This is a genomic window from Flavobacterium sp. (assembly GCF_004211145.1).
Classification (GTDB): domain Bacteria; phylum Bacteroidota; class Bacteroidia; order Flavobacteriales; family Flavobacteriaceae; genus Flavobacterium.
Map to the genome: position 1 here is coordinate 33,699 of NZ_SEBS01000005.1, position 21,595 is coordinate 55,293.

At 45.8% G+C, this 21,595-nt stretch carries 17 protein-coding genes; 2 read left to right on the forward strand and 15 right to left on the reverse strand.

Annotated features, from left to right (window positions below):
- From EOO50_RS03510 to EOO50_RS03520, 3 genes are read right to left on the reverse strand one after another with little or no spacing between them, the layout of a single operon-like run.
- Complete coding sequence (locus EOO50_RS03510; RefSeq protein ID WP_290837964.1) at positions 1–984, reverse strand: UDP-glucuronic acid decarboxylase family protein; 984 nt, start codon at positions 982–984, stop codon at positions 1–3.
- Between the two features lie 4 nt (positions 985–988).
- Positions 989–2,329, reverse strand: coding sequence for an O-antigen ligase family protein (locus EOO50_RS03515; protein WP_290837966.1), 1,341 nt, complete (start codon positions 2,327–2,329; stop codon positions 989–991).
- Positions 2,280–3,377, reverse strand: coding sequence for a DUF1972 domain-containing protein (locus EOO50_RS03520; protein ID WP_290837968.1), 1,098 nt, complete (start codon positions 3,375–3,377; stop codon positions 2,280–2,282). Before EOO50_RS03520 ends, EOO50_RS03515 begins: the two co-directional genes overlap by 50 nt.
- A gap of 224 nt (positions 3,378–3,601) precedes the next feature.
- On the opposite strand from EOO50_RS03520, the gene EOO50_RS03525 reads away from it, so the two are divergent.
- Positions 3,602–4,378: a 2OG-Fe(II) oxygenase gene (locus tag EOO50_RS03525; RefSeq protein ID WP_290837970.1), complete on the forward strand. Its 777-nt coding sequence runs from the start codon at positions 3,602–3,604 to the stop codon at positions 4,376–4,378.
- On the opposite strand, the gene EOO50_RS03530 is transcribed toward EOO50_RS03525, so the two are convergent.
- The 12 genes from EOO50_RS03530 to EOO50_RS03585 all read right to left on the reverse strand — a co-directional run bounded on the left by EOO50_RS03530 (position 4,379) and on the right by EOO50_RS03585 (position 17,882).
- Positions 4,379–5,494, reverse strand: a complete 1,116-nt coding sequence (locus EOO50_RS03530) for a glycosyltransferase family 1 protein (protein WP_290837971.1) — start codon at positions 5,492–5,494, stop codon at positions 4,379–4,381.
- Complete coding sequence (locus tag EOO50_RS03535) at positions 5,487–6,740, reverse strand: hypothetical protein (protein ID WP_290837973.1); 1,254 nt, start codon at positions 6,738–6,740, stop codon at positions 5,487–5,489. Before EOO50_RS03535 ends, EOO50_RS03530 begins: the two co-directional genes overlap by 8 nt.
- Positions 6,740–8,011 carry an oligosaccharide flippase family protein gene (locus tag EOO50_RS03540; protein WP_290837975.1) on the reverse strand — a complete coding sequence of 424 codons (1,272 nt, stop codon included), beginning with the start codon at positions 8,009–8,011 and terminating at the stop codon, positions 6,740–6,742. Before EOO50_RS03540 ends, EOO50_RS03535 begins: the two co-directional genes overlap by 1 nt.
- Positions 8,012–8,027: 16 nt before the next feature.
- Entirely contained in the window at positions 8,028–8,816 is a 789-nt protein-coding gene (locus tag EOO50_RS03545; protein ID WP_290837977.1) for a class I SAM-dependent methyltransferase, read from the reverse strand.
- Positions 8,817–9,022: 206 nt separating this feature from the next.
- Positions 9,023–9,565, reverse strand: coding sequence for a hypothetical protein (locus EOO50_RS03550; protein ID WP_290837979.1), 543 nt, complete (start codon positions 9,563–9,565; stop codon positions 9,023–9,025).
- Positions 9,566–9,643: 78 nt separating this feature from the next.
- Entirely contained in the window at positions 9,644–11,440 is a 1,797-nt protein-coding gene (locus tag EOO50_RS03555; RefSeq protein ID WP_363331703.1) for a glycosyltransferase family 39 protein, read from the reverse strand.
- Between the two features lie 4 nt (positions 11,441–11,444).
- A complete protein-coding gene (locus EOO50_RS03560; RefSeq protein WP_290837981.1) occupies positions 11,445–12,179 on the reverse strand; it encodes a glycosyltransferase family 2 protein in 735 nt (244 codons plus the stop codon).
- Positions 12,180–12,235: 56 nt separating this feature from the next.
- Positions 12,236–13,297, reverse strand: a complete 1,062-nt coding sequence (locus EOO50_RS03565) for an NAD-dependent epimerase/dehydratase family protein (RefSeq protein WP_290837983.1) — start codon at positions 13,295–13,297, stop codon at positions 12,236–12,238.
- Positions 13,297–14,988 (reverse strand): hypothetical protein, encoded by a 1,692-nt coding sequence (locus EOO50_RS03570; RefSeq protein WP_290837984.1) that lies wholly within the window; start codon positions 14,986–14,988, stop codon positions 13,297–13,299. The genes EOO50_RS03565 and EOO50_RS03570 overlap by 1 nt, the downstream gene beginning before the upstream one ends.
- Entirely contained in the window at positions 14,989–16,053 is a 1,065-nt protein-coding gene (locus EOO50_RS03575) for an NAD-dependent epimerase/dehydratase family protein (RefSeq protein WP_290837986.1), read from the reverse strand. It lies immediately after the preceding gene.
- A 106-nt stretch (positions 16,054–16,159) separates the two neighbouring features.
- Positions 16,160–16,924 (reverse strand): class I SAM-dependent methyltransferase, encoded by a 765-nt coding sequence (locus EOO50_RS03580; RefSeq protein ID WP_290837988.1) that lies wholly within the window; start codon positions 16,922–16,924, stop codon positions 16,160–16,162.
- 1 nt (position 16,925) lies between these two features.
- Positions 16,926–17,882 (reverse strand): glycosyltransferase family 2 protein, encoded by a 957-nt coding sequence (locus tag EOO50_RS03585; protein ID WP_290837990.1) that lies wholly within the window; start codon positions 17,880–17,882, stop codon positions 16,926–16,928.
- 350 nt (positions 17,883–18,232) lie between these two features.
- On the opposite strand from EOO50_RS03585, the gene EOO50_RS03590 reads away from it, so the two are divergent.
- Positions 18,233–21,577 (forward strand): CotH kinase family protein, encoded by a 3,345-nt coding sequence (locus EOO50_RS03590; protein WP_290837992.1) that lies wholly within the window; start codon positions 18,233–18,235, stop codon positions 21,575–21,577.
- The last annotated feature ends 18 nt before the right edge of the window (positions 21,578–21,595 follow it).

Consider the following 21,595-nt stretch of genomic DNA (forward strand, 5'->3'; position numbering starts at 1 on the left):
CTAGTGGATGTATCCTGTAAAATCTTTGTGCTCTTCCTTGAGAAGCTCTTCAGTTGAAAGGGATTTGAAATAATCGTACGTGATTTTCATGCCTTCGGAACGCGAAACTTTCGGCTCCCAGCCTAAAAGCGCTTTCGCCTTGGTAATATCAGGTTGGCGTTGCAACGGATCGTTTACGGGAAGATCCCTGAACACCACTTTTTGGTTCGTGCCCGTGAGTTTTATGATTTCGTCGGCGAAGTCTTTGATCGTGATCTCATCAGGGTTTCCGATGTTGACCGGCTGTTCGTAATCAGAATGCAACAGTCGGAAAATACCTTCGACCTGATCGTCGACGTAGCAGAACGAACGCGTTTGCATGCCGTCGCCAAAAATCGTCAAATCCTCGCCGCGCAAAGCTTGCCCGATGAAAGCGGGAATTACGCGTCCGTCGTTGAGGCGCATTCTTGGTCCGTAGGTGTTGAAAATCCGAACGATACGGGTTTCGACGCCATGAAAAGTGTGATACGCCATCGTGATCGACTCCTGGAAACGCTTGGCTTCGTCATACACGCCGCGCGGCCCGATGGTGTTTACGTTCCCGTAATATTCCTCGGTTTGCGGATGTACAAGCGGATCGCCATATACTTCAGATGTCGATGCGATAAGGATTCTCGCCTTCTTCACGCGTGCCAACCCCAAGAGATTGTGCGTTCCGAGCGAGCCTACTTTCAAGGTTTGGATCGGAATTTTGAGATAGTCGATAGGGCTTGCCGGTGAAGCGAAGTGCAAAATATAATCGAGATTGCCGGGAATGTGCACGAACTTGGTGATGTCGTGGTGGTAAAATTCGAAATTCTTATGGCTGAAAAGATGCTCGATGTTTTTAAGGTCGCCTGTGATCAGGTTGTCCATGCCGATAACGAAATATCCTTCGGCTATAAAACGGTCGCATAAGTGCGAACCCAAAAAGCCCGCAGCGCCGGTAATCAATATTCTTTTCATAGACTTATTCTTTTTTTGGGGCAGCAACAGCAACCACGCCCGAATTGAAAAGACAGTACATCGCAACGAAAAACACGGCGCCGCGTTGTCTCCACAAGAAGGACTCGGTCAAAAATAAACTTATCATAAGAACTGCGAAAGAAATATGTGTAAAATCTTTCATCTTGAGACCATTTTTTAGGGTTACGACGAGCATCGCAACGAGCAGGATCAACCCGAAAATTCCAAGGTCGGCGAAGTTCTGGATGTATTGGTTGTGGAAGTTTTTGGCTTTGTAACCGGCATCGTTCGCATCGCCTGCCCATAAGTTGTGTTCAATCGACTTTTCGCGGATCTTGATATTCGATGCGTTAAGCCCGTAACCCGTAAAGAAAACGTTGTCTTCGCTTAACATCTCGAAGAAAATCCGAGCCTGATAGACGCGAAAAGCCGTTCCGGGAAAAAAATCGTTTTGTTTGAACATTTCCTGTTGCCAAGCCTGGGGAACACTTACATTGTACACTTTGTCTTCTCCATTGCTTAATTCTTCATTCACGGTTCCCGCGGTGAAAGCCGTTTGATATTCGATTTGGAATCGGTCAGTGATTTTATCGAAAACCAGGATTGGAAGCGCGATCATCGCAATTAATAAGGTAAGCGCGATGACTTTCTTTTTAGTAGAAAAACCGGAAAAGAAAAACGCGTACGCCGTAAGCAGAAGCAAAAATATCGCAATCACGTTTTTAGACGAAAGCAGTACCATCAGCACGCCCAAGAATCCGAGACAACACCAATCATATCTCTGTTTCCCGACTTTAGGCAGCAATGCGAAAAACGCGACTGCCATATAAATCGAAACGTGTATGGCATTGACTTCCTTGGTGACCAATTCGTGGTAAAAAAACACGTTTTTATCGCCGCTTTGAAAGAACCTGAAAAGTGATTTAAGTACGTAAAGAACGCCCAATGCCGTCATCACATACGCGTAGTTCTGAAGCAGTGCGCTTTTTTGCGTCCTCGAAAAAACCGGAAACATCATGAAACAAACCGGCACGGCGAACAGCACGATTTCCTTGGGTAAGGCGTTGGCCGATCGCGATGGATTTATCGACCGGGCAATTGACAAAGCCATTGAGATGAAAAGCGCCACAGGCAACAACAACTGCCATTCAACCCTGAAAAACTTGTGTTTCGAGAAAAAATACAGACTGGCTGCGGCAAATAACATGAGTGCGATATTGCCCAGAGCCAACGACAGCGGAATGCTCGACAGCAAGAAAAGCACAAAAAGAGAAACGGGGTGATTTTTACCGAGTTCAAGCGCCTTTTGCCAGAGTCGTCTCAAATAATTGGAGATATTCGCCATTGATCTTGTTCCAGTTGTACTTGTTAACTATGGCGTCGTAATTGTTGCGCACGCGGTGCAAGTTATCACTTTTTTTGACAGAGGAAAGAATGTGATCGACATCATCGGCCGACGAAAAATAGATCCCGTTGTCACCTAGAATTCCTTTGTTGAATTCGTTATCGTGCGCGACCACGAATGCCTGGGACGCCATCGCCTCCAACAGCGACGGATTGGTTCCGCCTACGGTATGTCCGTGGAAATAAAGGTTCGAGTAATAACGCAGGCTGTTCAGGTGTTCGATGTTGTAAATCCCGCCCATGAACCTGATGTTGGTTTTGGCCGAAAATTTCGACTTGAGATATTCGCCGTATTTGGTCTTGTGGTTTCCGACGACGAGAATAACGGGATTATGAGGATTCTTGGCGACGCCCTCGAGCACCATGTCGAGGTTGTTCTCGGGTTCGAAACGTGCCATGATCATATTGTAACCTCCGGGCGTTACGTCGTATTGTTCCGTAATTTGAAGATTCGGTTCGTTAAACGGATGTGCGCCGTAAGCGATGAACGTCGATTCTTTTCCATATCGGTTCTTGAGATACGACTTGATTCCCGGCGAATCGGCCACGAGATAATCGCTGCTGACGGCCGCCAAACGTTCGGCGAATTTCAGGAACTGGCGAACCGGGCGCGAATATTTGGTACGTTTCCATTCCAAGCCGTCCATGTTGGTGATGATGAGCGGGGTTTTCGGGAGCAGGAAAAACCAAACCGAATTGCTCGTATAACCCAATTGTAGAATGATGTCGAAGTCGCGCTTCCTCGCGTCCATGATGCAATTGTAGTCGTAGATGAACTGCCCGAATGTTCCCATTTTGTGTTCGGGATCGTTGCAATGCAGGATGTGCACGCCGCGGAACGTCTTTTCCTGATGCGGATGGTTGTGCGAATTATACACATAGACCTCATGCCCTTTCTCGACGAGATACACTGAGAAAAATTCGGCAAATTGCTCAAAACCACCATAGTGATTGGGTATTCCACGGGTTCCGAGAATCGCTACTTTCATACAGGCATTTAAAATCTGTTGCAAAAATAGCATCTTTTGGGGTTTTCAAAAATCGGGCGCGACCTATTTATTAAAAAACAGCGATTTCTTATACGTAAATTAAAATCAAAGCGACTCGATCTGCCAAAATACGCAATGCAACTATAGTGTTAAATGATATCCATCATGATTGCGTTGTCGATTAATTGCTACTTTTGTGAGGTAATCTGCAATTTATACGACTCATGATCCGATTTGATTTCCTTGAACAAAATCTTGAAGACCTGCGCATAAAATATCTAACCGCCCAACCGTTCCCGCATTTGATAATCGATGATTTTTGCGATTCCGAAAAACTTGGGCGCGCGTACGATCAAATTCCGGAACTCAACAATAAGAGCCGCGATTACGCCTTTGCCAACAACAAGTTCGAAAAATCAAATTACAAGGAAATCTGTCCGGAACTCAAGGAATTTTACGATGATCTTTCATCAGAGCGGTTCAACATAATATTGAGTTTCATAACCGCGAAAAAGACTTTCGTAGATCCCAAAAACTTTGGAGGCGGGCTTCACCAAGGCAAGAAAAACAGCTTCCTTGACATGCACCTGGATTTCAATTACCATCCGTTGCACAAGAACTGGTACCGCGAACTCAACCTGCTTTTGTACCTCAACAAAGATTGGAAACCTGAATACAAAGGTCATTTGAAGATCAAGGATTTGCGCACGAACGACGAGGCTGAACTTGCCGTTCCGTTCAATCGTATGATTATCCAGCAATGCGCGCCGTATTCGTTGCACGGTTACGACATGACGAGTTTTCCTGAAGGCCGATATCGTACGTCGATCGCGACATATGCGTATCAATTGCACGAACGATTAATCGAGACGCCACGCACTACCGATTGGTTCCCGAGCGAAGATTCGTCTTTCCTCAAAAAACAATTGGCCAAGAATTACAATTTCCTGGTTCAGACCAAGAACAAATTCTTTGGAAGCGCGACGGCCAAAAACCAATAATTATCTTTCTTTTATCGACGAATTGAAGATTCGCGCGGCATTCTCCCAATTGTAGTTTTCCTTTACGGTTTGCTGCAGCGAATTGAGTTGCGTTTCATTTGGAGCCGACGTAGCGATGCGCAATAACTTTTCCTTGAATTCTTTTTCATTCGACGGATCAAATAAATTATTCCCGAAAAACGTAAAGTCCGACATCGCGGTTTGGTTCGAACACAAAACCGGAATTCCTGCAGCCGCGGCTTCCAATGGCGGAATTCCGAAACCTTCGGCAATCGACGGATAAATGAACGCACTTGAACCGCGCAATAATTTGATCATTTCAGGATATGCGAGATGTTCGATGAAAATGATGCGCTTTTTTATGTCGGACGACAACCCGTCGAGAATCTTGTGCAACTCGGGAATGTAAAACGTTTCATGCCCGACGAATACCAATTGCCTGGTCTTGTATAGCTCGAGGTCGATGAAATGCTGCAATACTAAATGCTGGTTCTTTCTTGGTTCGAGCCTGCTGATGTAAATCAAATAATCGCCGAGTCCATACGATTGGGCGACTTCTTGTTTAATCTGGGTTTTATCGTACGTTTCAAAGAATATGTCGTCAACGCCGTTGGGCATCACAATCGCGTCGGTCACGCCAAGATACTGCGAGATCTCGTTCTTGGAATACGATGAAACCGTGAAGACGATATCCGACATTCGCGCGCTGTACTTGTACGTGATGCGGCTTTGGAGTCTATTCAACTTCGGGAAAAATTCAGGGAAATCCTCGAACAGCACGTCATGCGTCGTCACGATGTATTTGCACACTTTGACGGGCGGCACGCGATATTGAAAATGCGCGTAATCGATCTTGTGTTTCTTTAACAGGCGCGGCAAATCAAAAAGCAACCGTTTGATTTTGCTCTCTCCGGGATATTGTATGTAGGTGATGTTCGGTTGTTCGCCGAATTCGGCTTTGAGTTTTTCGACGTTGCAGGCCGCGAGGAAAAAGTCGCGCGATCGGTCCTGCACCAAAACGGAATACAATCCCTTGATATAAGTCCGCGTGCCTTGGAACCCGCCATCGAATACGTGGCAATCGACAAAAATCCTCGTGCGTTTCAAATCATTCATGCTGCGGCAATTCTCGCGTTCGTTTGATCAGGATTTCGCGGTAACACAATAGGAACCCGACTACGAGCGCCTTGTTGTCGGTCTTGAGGTAAAAGCCCATCAACACCCAGTGCGCGAACAGCATGAAAATAGCCATGCCCAGAAAGAACAGGTTCAATTGGTGTACGACGGGATCGGTCGAGGCTTTCCGGCGCCCCAGGAGATATAAGAAAATCAGGCACAGGATTATCCCGACGAGTCCTGATTTTAGAAATATGGTCATGAACGCGTTGTGCAGCATCGGGATATATCGGATAAATTCCTGATCGTTTGTCCAAAGCTTGCGCCCAAGGTCGATCCGAGATCCCATTCCTTTCCCGAAAAGTGTCGTCACCGTGCCGTCATAACTGACTTGCTTTACCGTAATAATGTTCTCAAACGAGCGATAATTGTCATTGAAATCCTGCCAATCGTCTTTATCGACTTTGGTCTTGAAGGCTTCGATCGGGGCGTTTTTTATCTTGAAGAGAAATGCCTCCATGCCGTTTCCGTTGCGCGACAAGTGCATGTTGTAGATGATCGTGTAACTGGTCCCGACGACCACGATGAACGTCGTCATGATGATGATCGCACGCTTGGTCAACCTGAAATAGCCTTTGAGCGCGAGCAGGATAATGAAAAACTGGATGAAGTTGATTCGGGAAACGTATAGAAATGCTGAAAATCCGATAACCAACAACAGCAACCATTTTCGCTTTTGGCTGATATCGAGCTGGAACTCCTTGCTGAAAAAAAGGAATATCAACGCGAAGAACTCGAAATCCCCAAAGTAACCGCCGTAGAAACGCAGCTCGTGTATGTTGAGGATCTTGTAATACATCGCGCTGTAAAAGATGATCCCGATATGGATCACACCGATGAAAAGGCTCGTGTAGATGATCGTTTCGAAAGGTTTGACCTCGTAATTTCGGCACAATTGATAACCCAGTAGAATGCCCAAAATCGGTTTGAGCAGATACGTGACATCGCGCACATAGACATAAAACGGGAATTCCTTGAAGAACGCGACCACGAATGCGACCGCGAAAATTCCGGCGAAGCACGCCAGGAGATGCACGAGCGTCATCGAATACCGCTTTTTTAGCGTCGCCAGGATCGACAGTGACCAGACAGCGAACGTAAGCTCGTAATTATTGAGGTACGTAACCGATACACAAAGCGCGAAGAGTATCTGATACGGCAAATTTTTAGAGACTGTGCGAGACATTACTGGATTTTAAGCGCTTTTGTAAAATATCGGTTCAGGATGACAAGGTACAAAGTTACGACGATAAATTCGGTTACGGCAATTGAAAACAGGGCGCCTTGAAGTCCCGCCCATTTCGTCAACGCGAACAACAAACCGACATTAAAAACGGTAGCTGCGATGGTCATGGTGATGTAGATCCTGTTTTTCTCGAACGCGAACATGAGCTGTCGCAACGGAAGCGAGAATGCGATGATCAGCGGAATGCACAACGCGATCCTGAAATAATGTGAGATTTCAGGAATCGATGCCGCGTCGATCTTGAAAAACGTGAACAACAGTTCGGCCTTGAGGTAGAAAATCGCGAGCAGCACAAGCACGGCGAACAAATTCGCGCCATGATATTGGAACCACACTTTTATTCCTTTTCTCAAGTCGGCATTGATCGCGAAACACACGCCCGAGTACGAAAAATAGAAGAACAGCGTAAGATAGGATTTGAAGATCGACACGACCTGGTCGATCACGCGATATTCGCCCGCCATGAAATCTCCGCCCAAATAGCTGATAACCATAATTGGGAAAAACTGGTAAATCGACAGGAAAAACTGCGAAAAGCTGAAAGAGAATTCGCCTTTGAGGATTTCGAGCGCGGGCACGATATCAGTCTTTCCCCAAATCATACCGACTTTCCTGACCGCGAAAAGAAAGATCAAGAGGTTGGCGACGATGGTTCCGATGCCGAAAAACAGGTTCGCATAAATGTAATCATCGGGTTTTAATACAAACAGGAAAACGCCTGCGATATACAGGATTTTTGAAAGGATGTTCGCAAATGAAATAGCCGCGAAGTTTTCGATTCCCTGAAAAAACCAAGCCGGACTGATGAATTGCCCGAGCACGACGGCAAAACTCAAGAAAAACAACGGTTTGTCTTTGGAGAAATACGGAACCGTGAAAATCAGGACGGTCATTACGGCCGTGACCGCAAGCAACAACAGGAATTTCGAGAAATAGATCGCGTGGAATTTGCGCCTCACGTAATTCGGATCTTCGCGGTTTATCGAAATATCGCGCACTCCGTTTATGTAGGAACCGTAATCGATAATGCCGTTCAGTGTCAGCGCCATTGCAAACCCGACACCAATTCGGCCCAAACCGTCCTGACCGCAAATCGAGATAAGGTGCGGAATGACAAGCAATGGCCCCAAAAGATTAAAGCCTTGTCCAAAACCGTAAACCAAAAGGTCGCTGAGTTTTTTCTTGTTGTAAATCCCGTCTGTTTTTGCCATGCTTTGCGGCTATGTCTTACGATCGATTGTCCTTGATGTAGAAACTGTTCATATCTGAAACCGATTTTGATTTCAGGAACGGCGTAAAGATAAAGTAAGCCGCGTACAACATGTGCTTCGAAAACGGAAGTTTCAGAAACAAGGCACCCAGCGGATTGAGTTTCTTTTTCGTGAGTATGTGAACGTTCGCCGTGTAGTAATAACGCATGCCGTATTTCTTTGCCGTGAAGGCGAGCGATTTCCGGGAATGGAAGGCGACGTGTTGGCCGTGTTCAGGCGCGATGTACCACCAATCTTTTGGAATTGGGTTGGCCGGAACCGGATCGGTCGTGAAAATTATGGTATCGGTAAGCGCGAGTATTTTTTCGATTTCGGGCAACGGATCCTTGAAATGTTCGAAGCTTTCAAACGTCGTGACGATGTCGTATTTGCGGTCGAGGCTACCGTCGAATCCGCGTGCGAGTTCGTTCTTAGTATAAGGATCGGCCCAATAAAAATCGAACCCGATGTCGCGCATCGTCCTGACATAAGCGCCGAATCCGCCCGCATAATCCAAAAATTGTCCCCTGGTTTTAAAGAAAAGGCAAATAAGCGACGTCGTAATTTTCGACATACGTTCGCTGCGCAGCATCACGCCCGTGTCTGACAAATTCATGGAACTTATGTAGGCTTCGTCGAGCCAGTACGGTTCTTCAGTCTGTCCGAAATCACAGGACGGGCATTGAAAGTAGGCTACGTCGTATTTGTAGAGTACTTTTTTGGTGAAAATTTTTTGGGATGGGCTTGCGCAGATTTTGCAGTTCATTTTGGACTATTTTGTACACATAAACTGGCGTACCAAGGTAAGTAGCAATTTCGTAAATGCAGGGTTGACGTCGAGAAAAAGTCGGTGTGTGAAAAAACAAAAGCCGTAAATTGAACTTTACGGCTTGCTTTTACTGGACAAATCCAATCCGACTCAAATTGTCCGGGGACGTTGATAAAGATTAAGCAAGTTTAATTGCCAATAGATTATTGGCTAACCAACTTTTCCAACTCCTCAGCAATCGGCGCTAACGGATAAACTGATGGTCCGACTTTGCCGTCGTTTTGGATTGACTTTACAGAATGATTCTGCATATTTACGATCGTATAACCTTCATTAGGTCTAAAATATTTGAAGAAATCAGCTCCTGCTATAGATCTTGTTTTCCCTAAATATGAAATTTCCAAGTTGTTGATGACAATTTCTCCTTGATCTTTTGCCCAACCGAAGTCGATACGCAACTGGGTAGCCAAGACGTCTTTTGGCAAATTGAATGTGACTTTTTGCGGCGCGTCGCTTCCTTTGACGTCGGCCCAAACTGAATTATCATCTACAAAGTCAATACTTCCGTCTTCAGTGTAGTAAACATGGAAATGATCGTCTTTCTTTACGGTAACATCGAGTGTTACTTGGAAAAAGTCGTTTTTGACTACCTCAGGAACCGGTTGGGCGGCATCTTCTGCTTTTTTCTCGTCTTTACAGCCTACAAACGCCAAAGCAAGCATGGCGACGATAACAATATTCTTCATGTTTTTTTATTTTAAATTTTTGCAAAAATAATAGTTTAACTTTTTCGATGCGTGTTTTCTATTTTTTTATTTACCGAATTATTTCATGTTCAGTTTCATGTCGCTTATAACCGCAGTTCGTTGCGTTGCGCCGTTGTCAAAAATAATCTGAAAACGGACTTTATTTTGTTTCAAATTATCAAATGTAATTTTTTGCTGCTGATTTTCACCTTCCCAAAAGAAATCGGCGATCTCATTGCCGTTGGCTTTAATCTTAAAATGGGTTTTTTCAGCGCTGCTGCCTGAGAGAATCATTTCGTATTGCCCGTTCTTGAAGTCCAGAGGTGGTGAAATGTAGCTTCCGCTTTGGTTGAACGTAATTCCCTTATCAGAAAACTTTGCCGTCTTGAAAATTTTTAGGCTTATTTCTCCTTCGCCATCCTGCGTCGAATTTTTTTTCGGTTTGTAATAGTAGGCCCAACAGTCGAAATATTCCAGTTTTTTGGTTCGGATAAAATGCTCTTTAAGGTATTTTTCATTTACCTCACTAAGCGCATATGGATTGATATTGCTATACCAAAAAGGCTCATGTCCAATTTCGTTCGCGCGCATGGCCGTTACGTAATCGTCAAAAGATTTGCTCTCGAATTTTGTCTCGGGTTGATCCTTGAACCAAAAAGGATAAATCCACGAGTAGAAGGTCACAATTTTCGCGTTATTGGTATTGGCCGCTTTAAGAGCTGTGGTCATCTCGCGCATTTGGCATTTCGACGGCCTGTTGTAATAATCTCGAACGACAACCAAATCAATTAAACTAAAAACCACAAGACAGCCAACTATGGTATTGCGCACCATTGCATTTCGAATGCGAGCCGCACCGATAGCGGTTGCAATAATAAAAACCGGTAGAATATTAATGAAGTAGCGCGAAAGGATCATCGACACGTCGAGATACGATTTGAGCATCGAAATAACGAGCGAAACGACGAGCCAAGAACACAAAACGAAAAAACTTAGAATCAGTCGATTGCCGTTAAAGTTTTTGATTCCAGGGACAAGTTTTTGTCGGAAGACTGAAAACAGGTAATAGATGATGAGCACATTGATTACAAACATGAGCAATTCGGCGTTTCCAAAAAACTCCTTGAACATGTTGGTAAAAGCCTCAGGACCTGGCTGCAATATCCAAAACGACTTGATTTGAGCCACGTGCAGCAAAGCTTCAATATTCGGAAGCGCCAATATTAAAATTACGCCTGCAGACGCGAAACACAAACGCAGAAATTTCATTCGGTCTGACGCATCCTGTTTAAACAAAATCAACAACAGCAATAACGCTTGCGCGCCGATCGTCAATATTCCGAAAAAATGCGAGTTGATAATCAAACCAGAGAATACACCATAAATCAATGCCGTTCTCATCGTCGGATTTCTGACAAACAAGATCAACCTGTAATACGATAAAACGGTGAAAAGGAACAACATCCCGTAAGGTCTTGCTTCTTGCGAATACGTTATGTGAAACACGCTAACACACGTAATCGCGGCGGCAATCAACCCCGAGCGCCTATTATAAATGGCCTTGCCTAAAAGATACATGGCATAAACACCAAACAAACCAATGATGGCTGAAAAAATCCTTGCGTTCAATGTCGAATACCCAAACACCAACATAAAATATTTTAATCCCAAAAAGTACAAATGCGGGAGCGCTTCCCAGAACAGGACGCTTTTATAAGTTTGACCGAAAGTAAAACTAGGGTCGCTGCTCATCATCGTCAGTACCTCATCGAGCCAAAAACTTTGTTGGTCGGGACGAAAAAAACGAAGACATGCTCCTACAACCAAAATTACGAGTAGCCATTTATTTTGTCTGATCCGATTGATTACCCTCATGAATTTACTTTTTATTGAAATCACCCCTCGAAAAATATTTCTCCACGAAGCAATACACTAAAATAAAGAAATAGCGGCTTCCCATTTCTTTAATCTTCAATTTTGAAACGCCGTATTTCCTATTGGTCCACGAATTCGGGACGACCGTGTACGAGAAACCGCGGATGATTGCCTTTAACGGAAGTTCTATCGTGAGATTGAAATGTGGAGACAAAATCGGTTTTACGCCGTCGATCACTTCGCGTTTGTATAATTTGAATGCATTCGTCGTGTCATTGTAGCGGATGCTCATCGTCATTCGAATAATGAAATTCGCGATCCGGTTTATGACTTTCTTGATCCACGGATAATCGATTACTTTCCCGCCTTTAATGAATCGACTTCCGAAAACGCAATCGTAATTGCCTTCGACCATTGTCGTGTAGTAGCGGATCAGATCATACGGAGAATCCGACAAATCGGCCATCATGACCGCCACGCAATCGCCTGAAAATCGCTCCAAACCGTAACGTACGGCGTATCCGAAACCATTCGGCCCCAAATTGGTTTCGTATTTCACCGACGGATATTTGGCCGCCAACTGTTCCAGGACCGCGAGCGTGCCGTCTTTCGAATTGTCGTTGACGATAAAAATTTCGTGATCGATATTGACCTTTGAAAAAGCATCTTCGATCTGGTCGATGGTTTCGATGATCGATTCTTCTTCGTTGTAGGCCGGAATGACAATACTTAACTTCACTGGGTTGTATATTTCTGCCGCAAGAATATCAAAACGATAAACCTGATAAGTTCATTTTAATTTTTTGCAGACGTAGCCGCATAAATCTGGGTAAGGATGTCATTGATGTTATACTTCCAAGTCCACTCAGGATAATGCGACTGAAACTTTGAAACGTCGCTGATCCACCAAATGTGGTCACCGATGCGGTTCGCTTCAGTATATTCGTAATTCATCGGTTTGCCCGTAATCTCCTGGCACATCGCGATCGCTTCGGCCATGGAGCAATTCGAGAAACGTCCGCCGCCGGCATTGTAGACTTCGCCTTGCTTCGGATTTTGATAGAAATGCCAAAACATGTTCACCAAATCCCAACTATGAATGTTGTCGCGAACCTGTTTGCCGTGATATCCGAACACCGTGTACTTGTCGCCCGTGATCGCGCATTTCATCAAATATGACAAGAAGCCGTGCAATTTTGTTCCCGAATGGTTCGGACCCGTCAAGCATCCGCCGCGGAAAACTCCGGTGTTCATGCCGAAATATTTCCCGTATTCCTGAACCAATATATCGGCGGCCACTTTTGAAGCCCCGAAAAGCGAGTGTTTGGTTTGGTCGATGCTCATTTTCTCATCGATTCCTTTTTCGAAATACGGATGCGATTCGTTGATTTCCCAACGGTGTTCGAGTTCGATAAGCGGCAAGTAATTCGGCGTGTCGCCATAGACTTTGTTGGTCGATGTAAAGATAAAAACCGCTTGTTCACAATGCTTCCGCGTCGCTTCCAACAAATTCAGCGTACCATTTGCGTTCACCGTAAAATCAGTAAACGGAGCTGATGCCGCCCAATCGTGGCTTGGTTGCGCAGCGGTGTGGACGACTAACTTTATGTCGGTGCCGTATTTTGCAAAAATCTCATCGATCGCTGCTTCATCGCGGATGTCGGCGGCGTGGTGCTCGAAATTCGGAATCGTGTCGATGAGTTTCTTCGTGTTCCATTCGGTCGACGCGTCGGCTCCAAAGAATGCCTGGCGCAAGTTGTTGTCGATACCTACGACCTTGTCGAATTTGTCGGCGAAAAAGTTTACCGATTCGCTTCCGATAAGTCCTGATGAACCTGTGATTATGCAAATTTTCATTAAAATGTCTTTTTGATTTTTTTGTCGGTCGGTTCTCTTCTGAACAATCCGTCGTTTGAAATACTTGTGATGACTGAATATTCGGCCGAACCCAAATCTTCCTTCTTGATTCGGCATACGAAACCTGCGTAATCGAGGTTGCCTTTCTTGAAATACGGATTCGTGTCGTAACGTTTCATTCTTTGCGTGGCAAAGGTGCGTTTTTCTCCCGAAGCGCTGTCCTGCAACTCCAAATAAATATTTTGTTCGTATGACGATTGCCTGTCCAGAAAGCCTTTCCCGAAAATTAGGAAGCTGTCTTTTAATTCGTAGATCTGTTCGACGTCGTGCGTAAACCAAGCGTCAGTGTTCGTGTTTTGCGTGAGATTCGACACTTTTTGCGAAAACGGGTACAGCGCATTTACTTCCGATTCGTCGGGCAACGTGTAAATTTTATAATTTTTGGCCTTTTCCAGAATTTCCTTGTACAAATCCTGCTCGAAACCGTTGAGCATTTTATGGTTGCCAGAATAGAAATTGACCACGCCAAGATAATTCAAATGCTGCCTGTACGCGAGATATTCGGTTTGCTTGTTGCTGATCCCAAAAAAATATACAAGCGAAAATAACGCGACAATACCGTCTCGCCAACTTTGACGCAACTCGACCTTTTCGAGAAAATAATAGTAACAATATACCAACATGATCGCGCTATATAATTTATAACGCGAGGCAATCGCCGTTTCAATCCCGAACTGGGCGCGCGTCACGCTCGTAATGCCCGCAACCAAAATGACGAATGAAATCATTGCGAAAGCCAACAAATTGTCCTTGTAGTATCTTTTCCTGATGAGATAGCCGTAAAAAATTACCATGACCAATCCGAACATCGCGGAGAACACGACCGAATCGGTCAGGTCGTTCGTAAAAATGAGGTTGTATGAAAAAATACTTCCAATGAACGAAAAGAAGAACGTAGTCGCTTTTAGTTTGAAATATAAAATCGTTTCGAAAACATCAGGCGTTTGCGGTGGTTTTTGGTATCCGATGAAATACAAAGCAAGCGTCGCGACTGCCACACCAATGAATGCCCAAAAAAGTTTCTTCTTGCCTCTATACCAAAAAATTGCGGGCAACAAAAATATCAGGAACAACCCTGAACCAACCGTAAGCACCGCCAAAACAAAGAACACAATGCTTAAATATGCATGTTTTTCACTTTTCACGGCAAAGTAAATACTTAGCAACGAAAACAGTACGCCGGTATTATTCGACAATGTCGCCATCGGGAACGTCATGTTTTCGTGGAACGCAAAATTGAAAATCAGGATCGCGACCGGAAGCACATAAAACCAGCCTCTTTTTCGCAACGGCAAAGCAAGCAATAAAAAAATGCCGAGGTAGCTCAAGTTCCCGATCAACGCCAGAAAATTAAAATCGACTTTCCCGAAAAGTTTGTAACTCACCAACGTCCAAATCCTGTCGTATACGATTCGGTGTTCGTTGAATTGCGCGAACAGCAATGACATGCGCGATGAAAACGATTCGTCGGCCTTAAAATTATTTAAGAATTCCAGGATCGCTTTGTAATCGTCGTTTACGGGAATGTTACTCGTGTACGTGAAAAACTCAAAATAAAAATAGCCGATCAGACCTACAATCAGTACGAACGAGACAGCGTTGAGATAGGTATTTTTAATTTCGAATTTCATTTATTTCAGTATCGGTTCAAGTTGCTTCTCATTCTCCTTAATCCACTCAAAAATATCCTTGAAAATAGTTTCCACCGATCGCGTCGGTTTCCAGCCCGTTTCCTTTTCGATAAGGGAATTGTCCGTGACATAGCTGCGCAAATCGGCAGGACGTGTTTCAGTTTCGGATCCGATGGTAATCGTATTCCCCGTGATTTTCTCGCAAATGTTCGTCATTTCCAATAGCGACGCACTGTTTTCGAGTCCGCCACCGACGTTGAAAATCTTGCCCGTGAATTTTTCGGTCTCGTGAATTTGCAAATCGACGAGGTCAACGAGATCGTCCACATGCAAAATGTCGCGCACTTGCTTTCCGGTTCCGCCGTATCCGATGTATTTCAACGATTGATTCCAGTAGTGTTTCGCCATCCAAAGTGTGACGACGCCTTGGTCGGTTTTACCCATTTGGCGAGGCCCGGCGATAACTCCGAAACGCGTAATGGCGGCTTGAAGCCCGTAAAATGCGGCGTATTCCTGGATGAAAAGTTCCGATGCCAGTTTCGTCGTTCCATAAAACGAGCGTGCGCCTTCAAGTGAAAGTTGTTCCGAGATTCCTTTCTCAGAGATTCCGATCTGTGTTTGGTCGGAACTAAAGTCGAATCGTGTGTCGGCTTCGACGAAATTCGCCGTTTCGATTTTCTCGATCGGATATACGCGGCTCGTCGACAGGAAAATAACCTTCGCCTTGTTTTTGAGGCACGCGTTGAAACAATTGATCGATCCGTAAAGATTGTTGTTGATCACGTATGTCGGGTCAGAATCCAAACCTGCCATTACCGACGGTTCGGCTGAAGCTTCGATCAGAACGTCGAAAGCGCCGACGCCCGCGAGATCTTCAGCATTGCGGATATCACCATGAATAAACGGGATTTCGGCTTTTTGAAGGTCGGACAAATTGAATTCAGAACCGCGCCTTTTTAAGTTGTCGAAAGCGGTTATCGCATAATTGGGATAGCGTTGTTTTAGTTGCAAGCAAAGCGACGAGCCTACGAAACCTGCGCCTCCTGTTACCAATATTCTTAACATCGATTCTATTTTTACTGTTAGCCCGAAGGCGAAAAAAGTAGTCGTAAAACTATTCTATTTTTTTGGCATGACGCAACGTGCGCGGTTAAATTACCTCGCGACTAACTCATTCTCCTTTTTTCCAGGAATGTAATATCGAAACTCCAAACGGAAACTTCAGCCCAACATTCATAAACCAACCCTCAGGTCGCATCACCCAAAACAGGATCTTATTGAGCAATCCGGGTTTGAACGCTTCGAAATCGCTGCCCGAACCGGTTCTTTTCTCGCCCGACTTGAGCATGTTGCTGATCGCTCGGAACGCGTAAATCGGCGGAAACAGGAAAAAATTGAAATAGGACGAAAACAATTGTCGGCCCTGGAACTTCGCGAAAAGTGCCTGGATCTGCGTCTTGCGATAACGCCTGAAATGATGGTTGATCACATCGTGATGGCTCCACAAACTCATGAACGTCGGGATCGTGATGAAGACGTTGGCCCCGTTTTTCGCGACGCGAATCAATTCCGAGACTGCGAGTTGATCGTCTTCAACGTGTTCGATTACGTCAAAGGCGCACACCAAATCGAATGTATTTTCAGGAAATTGAAGTTCGGTGATTGAGCCGTGTTGAATGTTCAATCCGGTAAGTTCTGAGGCGAAAACGCAACATTCGGCGTCGTATTCAATCGAGGTAACTTCACCGAATTTCGATAAATATTCAGAACTCCTGCCCGGACCGCATCCGACGTTCAATATCTTCAACGCGCCTTGTGGCAATTGTCCTTTCTTTTGCATCGATGAAATATAACCTGAAATTATCGCTTCGCGCGCCGTAAACCACCAATGGTAGCGCTCAAGTTCATAGTATTCCCTGTAGTATTCCTGTTGCATGTTATTGTGGTTTTTCTATTTCCGGACTTTGGTTGGTTCGGATTACTTTGTCGATGATGAACAACGGCCTGTTTCGCACTTGGTTGTAAATCCTGAGTACGTATTCGCCGATAAGTCCCAACGAGATCAATTGCACGCCGCTGAAAAGTATGATCGCCAAAATTGTAGCTGTGAATCCTGGCGGGACGTCGTTATAAAAAAATCTTCGGTATAAATTATAGGCGAAGTATGCCAACGAGAACATGATCGTGATGAAACCCAATCGCGTGATGATGCGTACCGGGAAATCGCTGAAATTAAAAATTCCGTTAAACGCCAACTCAAACAATTTGCTCCAGCTGTATTTGGTCTCTCCGGCCTGACGTTCGTCACGGTCGTATTCGAAGCCGATCTGCTTGAATCCGACCCAAGCGCGCATGCCTCTCAGGTAACGACTGTTCTCAGGCATTTCGTTCATGCGGTCCACGACTCGCCTGCTCAACATCGAGAAGTCGCCGCTGTCGATCGGGACGTTGAAATTGGAAATCTTCTTTTGCAATCTATAATAGGCAGAATACGCAAGTTTCTTGAAGAAACTCTCCTTGCGATTCTTGCGGATCGCGTAGATCACGTCGTAACCGTTGTTGAGCAATTTGTAAAAATCGACGACCAGTTCAGGCGGATCCTGCAAATCGCCATCGATGATCATCGCTCCCTTTCGGCCCGTGACGTTCGCCAGTCCGGCGGTCACAGCGAGTTGATGCCCGTGGTTTCTAGAAAGCAACACGCCAACGAAACGTTTGTCGATCGTGCAAATCCGCTCGATGAGCGAGGCCGTGTCGTCACAACTGCCGTCGTTGACCAAAATCGTTTCGCACTCGAACGGTGTCGAGTCCATCACGCTTTGCAACCTTGCGATGAGTTGATCGAATACGGCTTCCTCGTTATATAGCGGGACTACAATAGAGATGTCGGTCACGGTAAAACAATTAGTTAATCGGGCGTAAAGCTATTCATTTTTGCGAATTTTCTGAAGTAAAAAGTAGATTTTACAAGAGTTTGAGCATCGGATATCGCAATGCCCGATCCCAATTACGCGGCGGCTGTCGAGCTTCTTTCAACTCAGAAACGCGTATTTCACGTAGCGGTAACCCATTCCCATAATCGCACCGAATCATCCCAAACATCGAGGTTGATCGTCCGATTACATCGGGATTGTCTTAAAAAATGTAATTCACGGGTATAAATAAGCTATATATCGACAAAAAGAAAACGTTACCAATTAGTTATCTAATTTCACTCCCTTAAAAATCAAACTGTTAAAAAGTCATGAAAAAAATTACCCCATTTTTCGTTGGTGTGTTTTTGCTGATGAGCGTTGCATCGTTCGCACAAAATCTCGTCATCAACGAAATCTTAACCTCGAATACCTTGACAAACACCGATGAGGACGGCGATTATCAAGACTGGGTTGAACTTTACAACGGAACGGCCGCTACCGTAAACCTCAACGGTTACGGACTAAGCGACGATCCGACGTTGCCTTTCAAATGGACTTTCCCAGCACAAACCATGGCGCCGGGTTCGTACCTGATCATTTATTGTTCCGACAAAAACCGCACGGTCGTAAACCAGCCGTTGCATACTAATTTCAAGATCAGTTCGGGCGGCGAAACCGTTACATTGACGAACGCGGCAAGCGTTACCGTAAACCAGGTTCCAGCGACTGCGATCCCGAGCGATGTTTCGTACGGACGTCTTCCCAATGGAACCGGACCGTTCGTGTTCTTCTCGGCCGTAACGCCGGCTGCGCAAAACGGGACTGTCGGTTACAACGAAATTTTGACGCCTCCGACATTTTCACAAGGCGGCGGATTTTTCACGACGGCTTTCAACTTGAGCCTCGCGACTGCAACCTCGGGCGCAACGATTATTTACACGCTTGATGGAAGCGAGCCCGATCCGGCAAACTTGGCGGGAACGACATATCAATACAAGAACGTATATCCGCACCATCCGGGCGATGCGACAGGTCCGCTTTTGACGAAGAGCTTCAACAGTTTGACCTACACGGCTCCGATCGCGATCGTTGACCGTACGTCACAACCCAACGACATATCGATGATTTCAACGACGTATTTCGATGCGTTCTATTTGCCTGAAAACAACATCTTCAAAGGAACGGTCGTTCGCGCGAAAGTAGTGAAACCGGGCGCTTTGCCGAGTAAAACGGCGAGCAACACGTACTTTGTGACGCCTGAAGGCAGCAGCCGTTTTTCGTTGCCGGTCGTTTCATTGGCGATCACCGAGAAAACACTTTTCGACTACAACGACGGAATTTACGTTCCCGGAGTCGATTTCGACAACTGGAGAATCGACAACCCCGATCTCGAGCCTGAAGGCCAGGAAGATTTGGCTAACTATTACCGACGCGGCCTCGAATGGGAACGCGAAGCCAACATGACGTATTTCGTAAACGGCACGCAAGTGATCAACCAGAACGTAGGTTTGCGCCTTCACGGAGGTTCGTCGCGCGACTGGCAGAACAAGTCGTTCAACATCTACGGACGTTCCGATTATGGGGACGCGACCATGGACTACGCATTCTTCCCGAACCAACCGATCGATTTCGAACGCTTGATCCTGCGTAATTCAGGTGCCGATTTCTACGAGACTCATTTCCGCGACGCGCTCAACATGCGTTTGCTCAAGCAATCTCACGTACTGGCAAAAGGTTACCAACCGACCGTTACGTTCATGAACGGTGAATATTGGGGAATCCTGAGTTTAAGCGACAAGTTCGATGACAATTACTTCAAGCGCGTATACGACATTGAAGAAGTCGATATTTTGGAGAGCGAGGCGCAGATCGAAGAAGGCGACGCCGATGATTACAACGCGATGATCGACTATATCACTGCAAATCCATTGTCGGTGCAAGCGAACTACGATTACGTTCTGACGCAACTCGATTACGAGAACTTCGCCGATTATTTCATCCACAACATTTTCTTCGACAACCTCGACTGGCCTGGAAACAACATCGTATTCTGGAGAGAAAAGGTCGACGCCCCAAATGCAACCGCTCCGCACGACGGACGTTGGAGATGGATCGGTCACGACATGGATGCGACTTTCGCAACCACATCTGAGAACATCAACCGCAATTCATTGGCGATCGCCACTGCAACCGGCGGCCCGGAATGGCCAAACCCGGAATGGAGTACGTTCCTGTTGCGCAAGATGCTCGAAAATACGACGTTCAAGAATTACTTCATCAACCGTTTCGCCGACAAGATCAACACGACGTATTCGTCGGCTTTCGTAAATACGACGATGGAAGAAATGAAAAACGTGATCCTTCCTGAACTCGAAGAACAGATCGAGCGTTGGACGGCTCCGGTCGACATGGGCGATTTCAATTTCTATTACGGTTTTCAACAGAGCTTCGCGACACAACGTCCGGCGATCCAGAGAAACCACATCCGCAGCAAATTCACGATCGCAGCGAACATCAACGCGACCGTCGACGTTTCAAACGTGGCGCACGGCTATGTGAAAATGAACACGATCGACCTTAAATCGACAACCGATAATATCGCCGCGAATCCATATCCTTGGACAGGCGTTTACTTTTCAGGAATTCCGGTTACGTTGAAAGCGATCCCGAACGCAGGTTTCGTATTCGATCACTGGGAAGGCGCCTCAACTGCGACAACTGATCAAATTACGCTAACGCAAACCGCGGCGTTTTCAGTGAAAGCGGTTTTTGTTCCGACGAATACCAACGCAAGCCAACCGATCTATTTCTGGTACATGGGAACTGCGATCGCGAACGACACGCCACTTTTGACCTTGAACTCTTCGTTCGAAGTTCCGGCAACCGACGCGGTAATCAACTACACGTCTTGCTTGCCAGGATATCCGTATGCAGCCGGAAACCCGTTGTTCCAACACGCGTCGATGGAAAGAAGAAATTCACCGACTCCGATCAACTACATCGCCGAGGCAAACGGAGGCGCGGCTTACGCTGCAAGTGCGATGCGCGGCATCCAGATCAAGGAACCGTTGCAGAGCGCAGGTGCTGAAAACACAATGGTTTTCGCGTTCACGACCGTGAATTACGAGAACATTATTTTCTCGTTCGCCGCCAAAAACGAATTGACGAACGCGCAGAACATCGTCGTGGATTACTCGACCGTTGCCGGAACTCCGAACTGGATCACGACAGGTTTGGCTTCATCGACATTGCCGCTGACCGCTGATTTCGCCTTGTTCACTGTTGACTTCTCGTCTATCACGGCGGCCGACAACAACGTGAACTTCAAGATACGCGTGCGTTTTACAGGTTCGGGCGACATGACGGTCGATGCCGGAAACCGCATCACGTTCAACAACATCGCGGTCCACGGAACTTCGACATTGGGATTGCCGACGACTCCGGTCGCATCGAAAATCTCGGTGTATCCGAACCCGACAAGCTCGATCGTAAACGTTTCAGGTGCGAACGCCGATGCCGATTATTCGCTTTACGCAATCGACGGACGCTTGGTGAAGGCAGGAAAATTAGGGACTTCCGCTCAAATCGGCCTCGACGGATTGACTTCAGGAATTTATTTGTTACAGTTACAATCTGAAGGAACGAATGAAACAAAGAAAATTATCAAAAGATAATTTGATAAGATATTGATT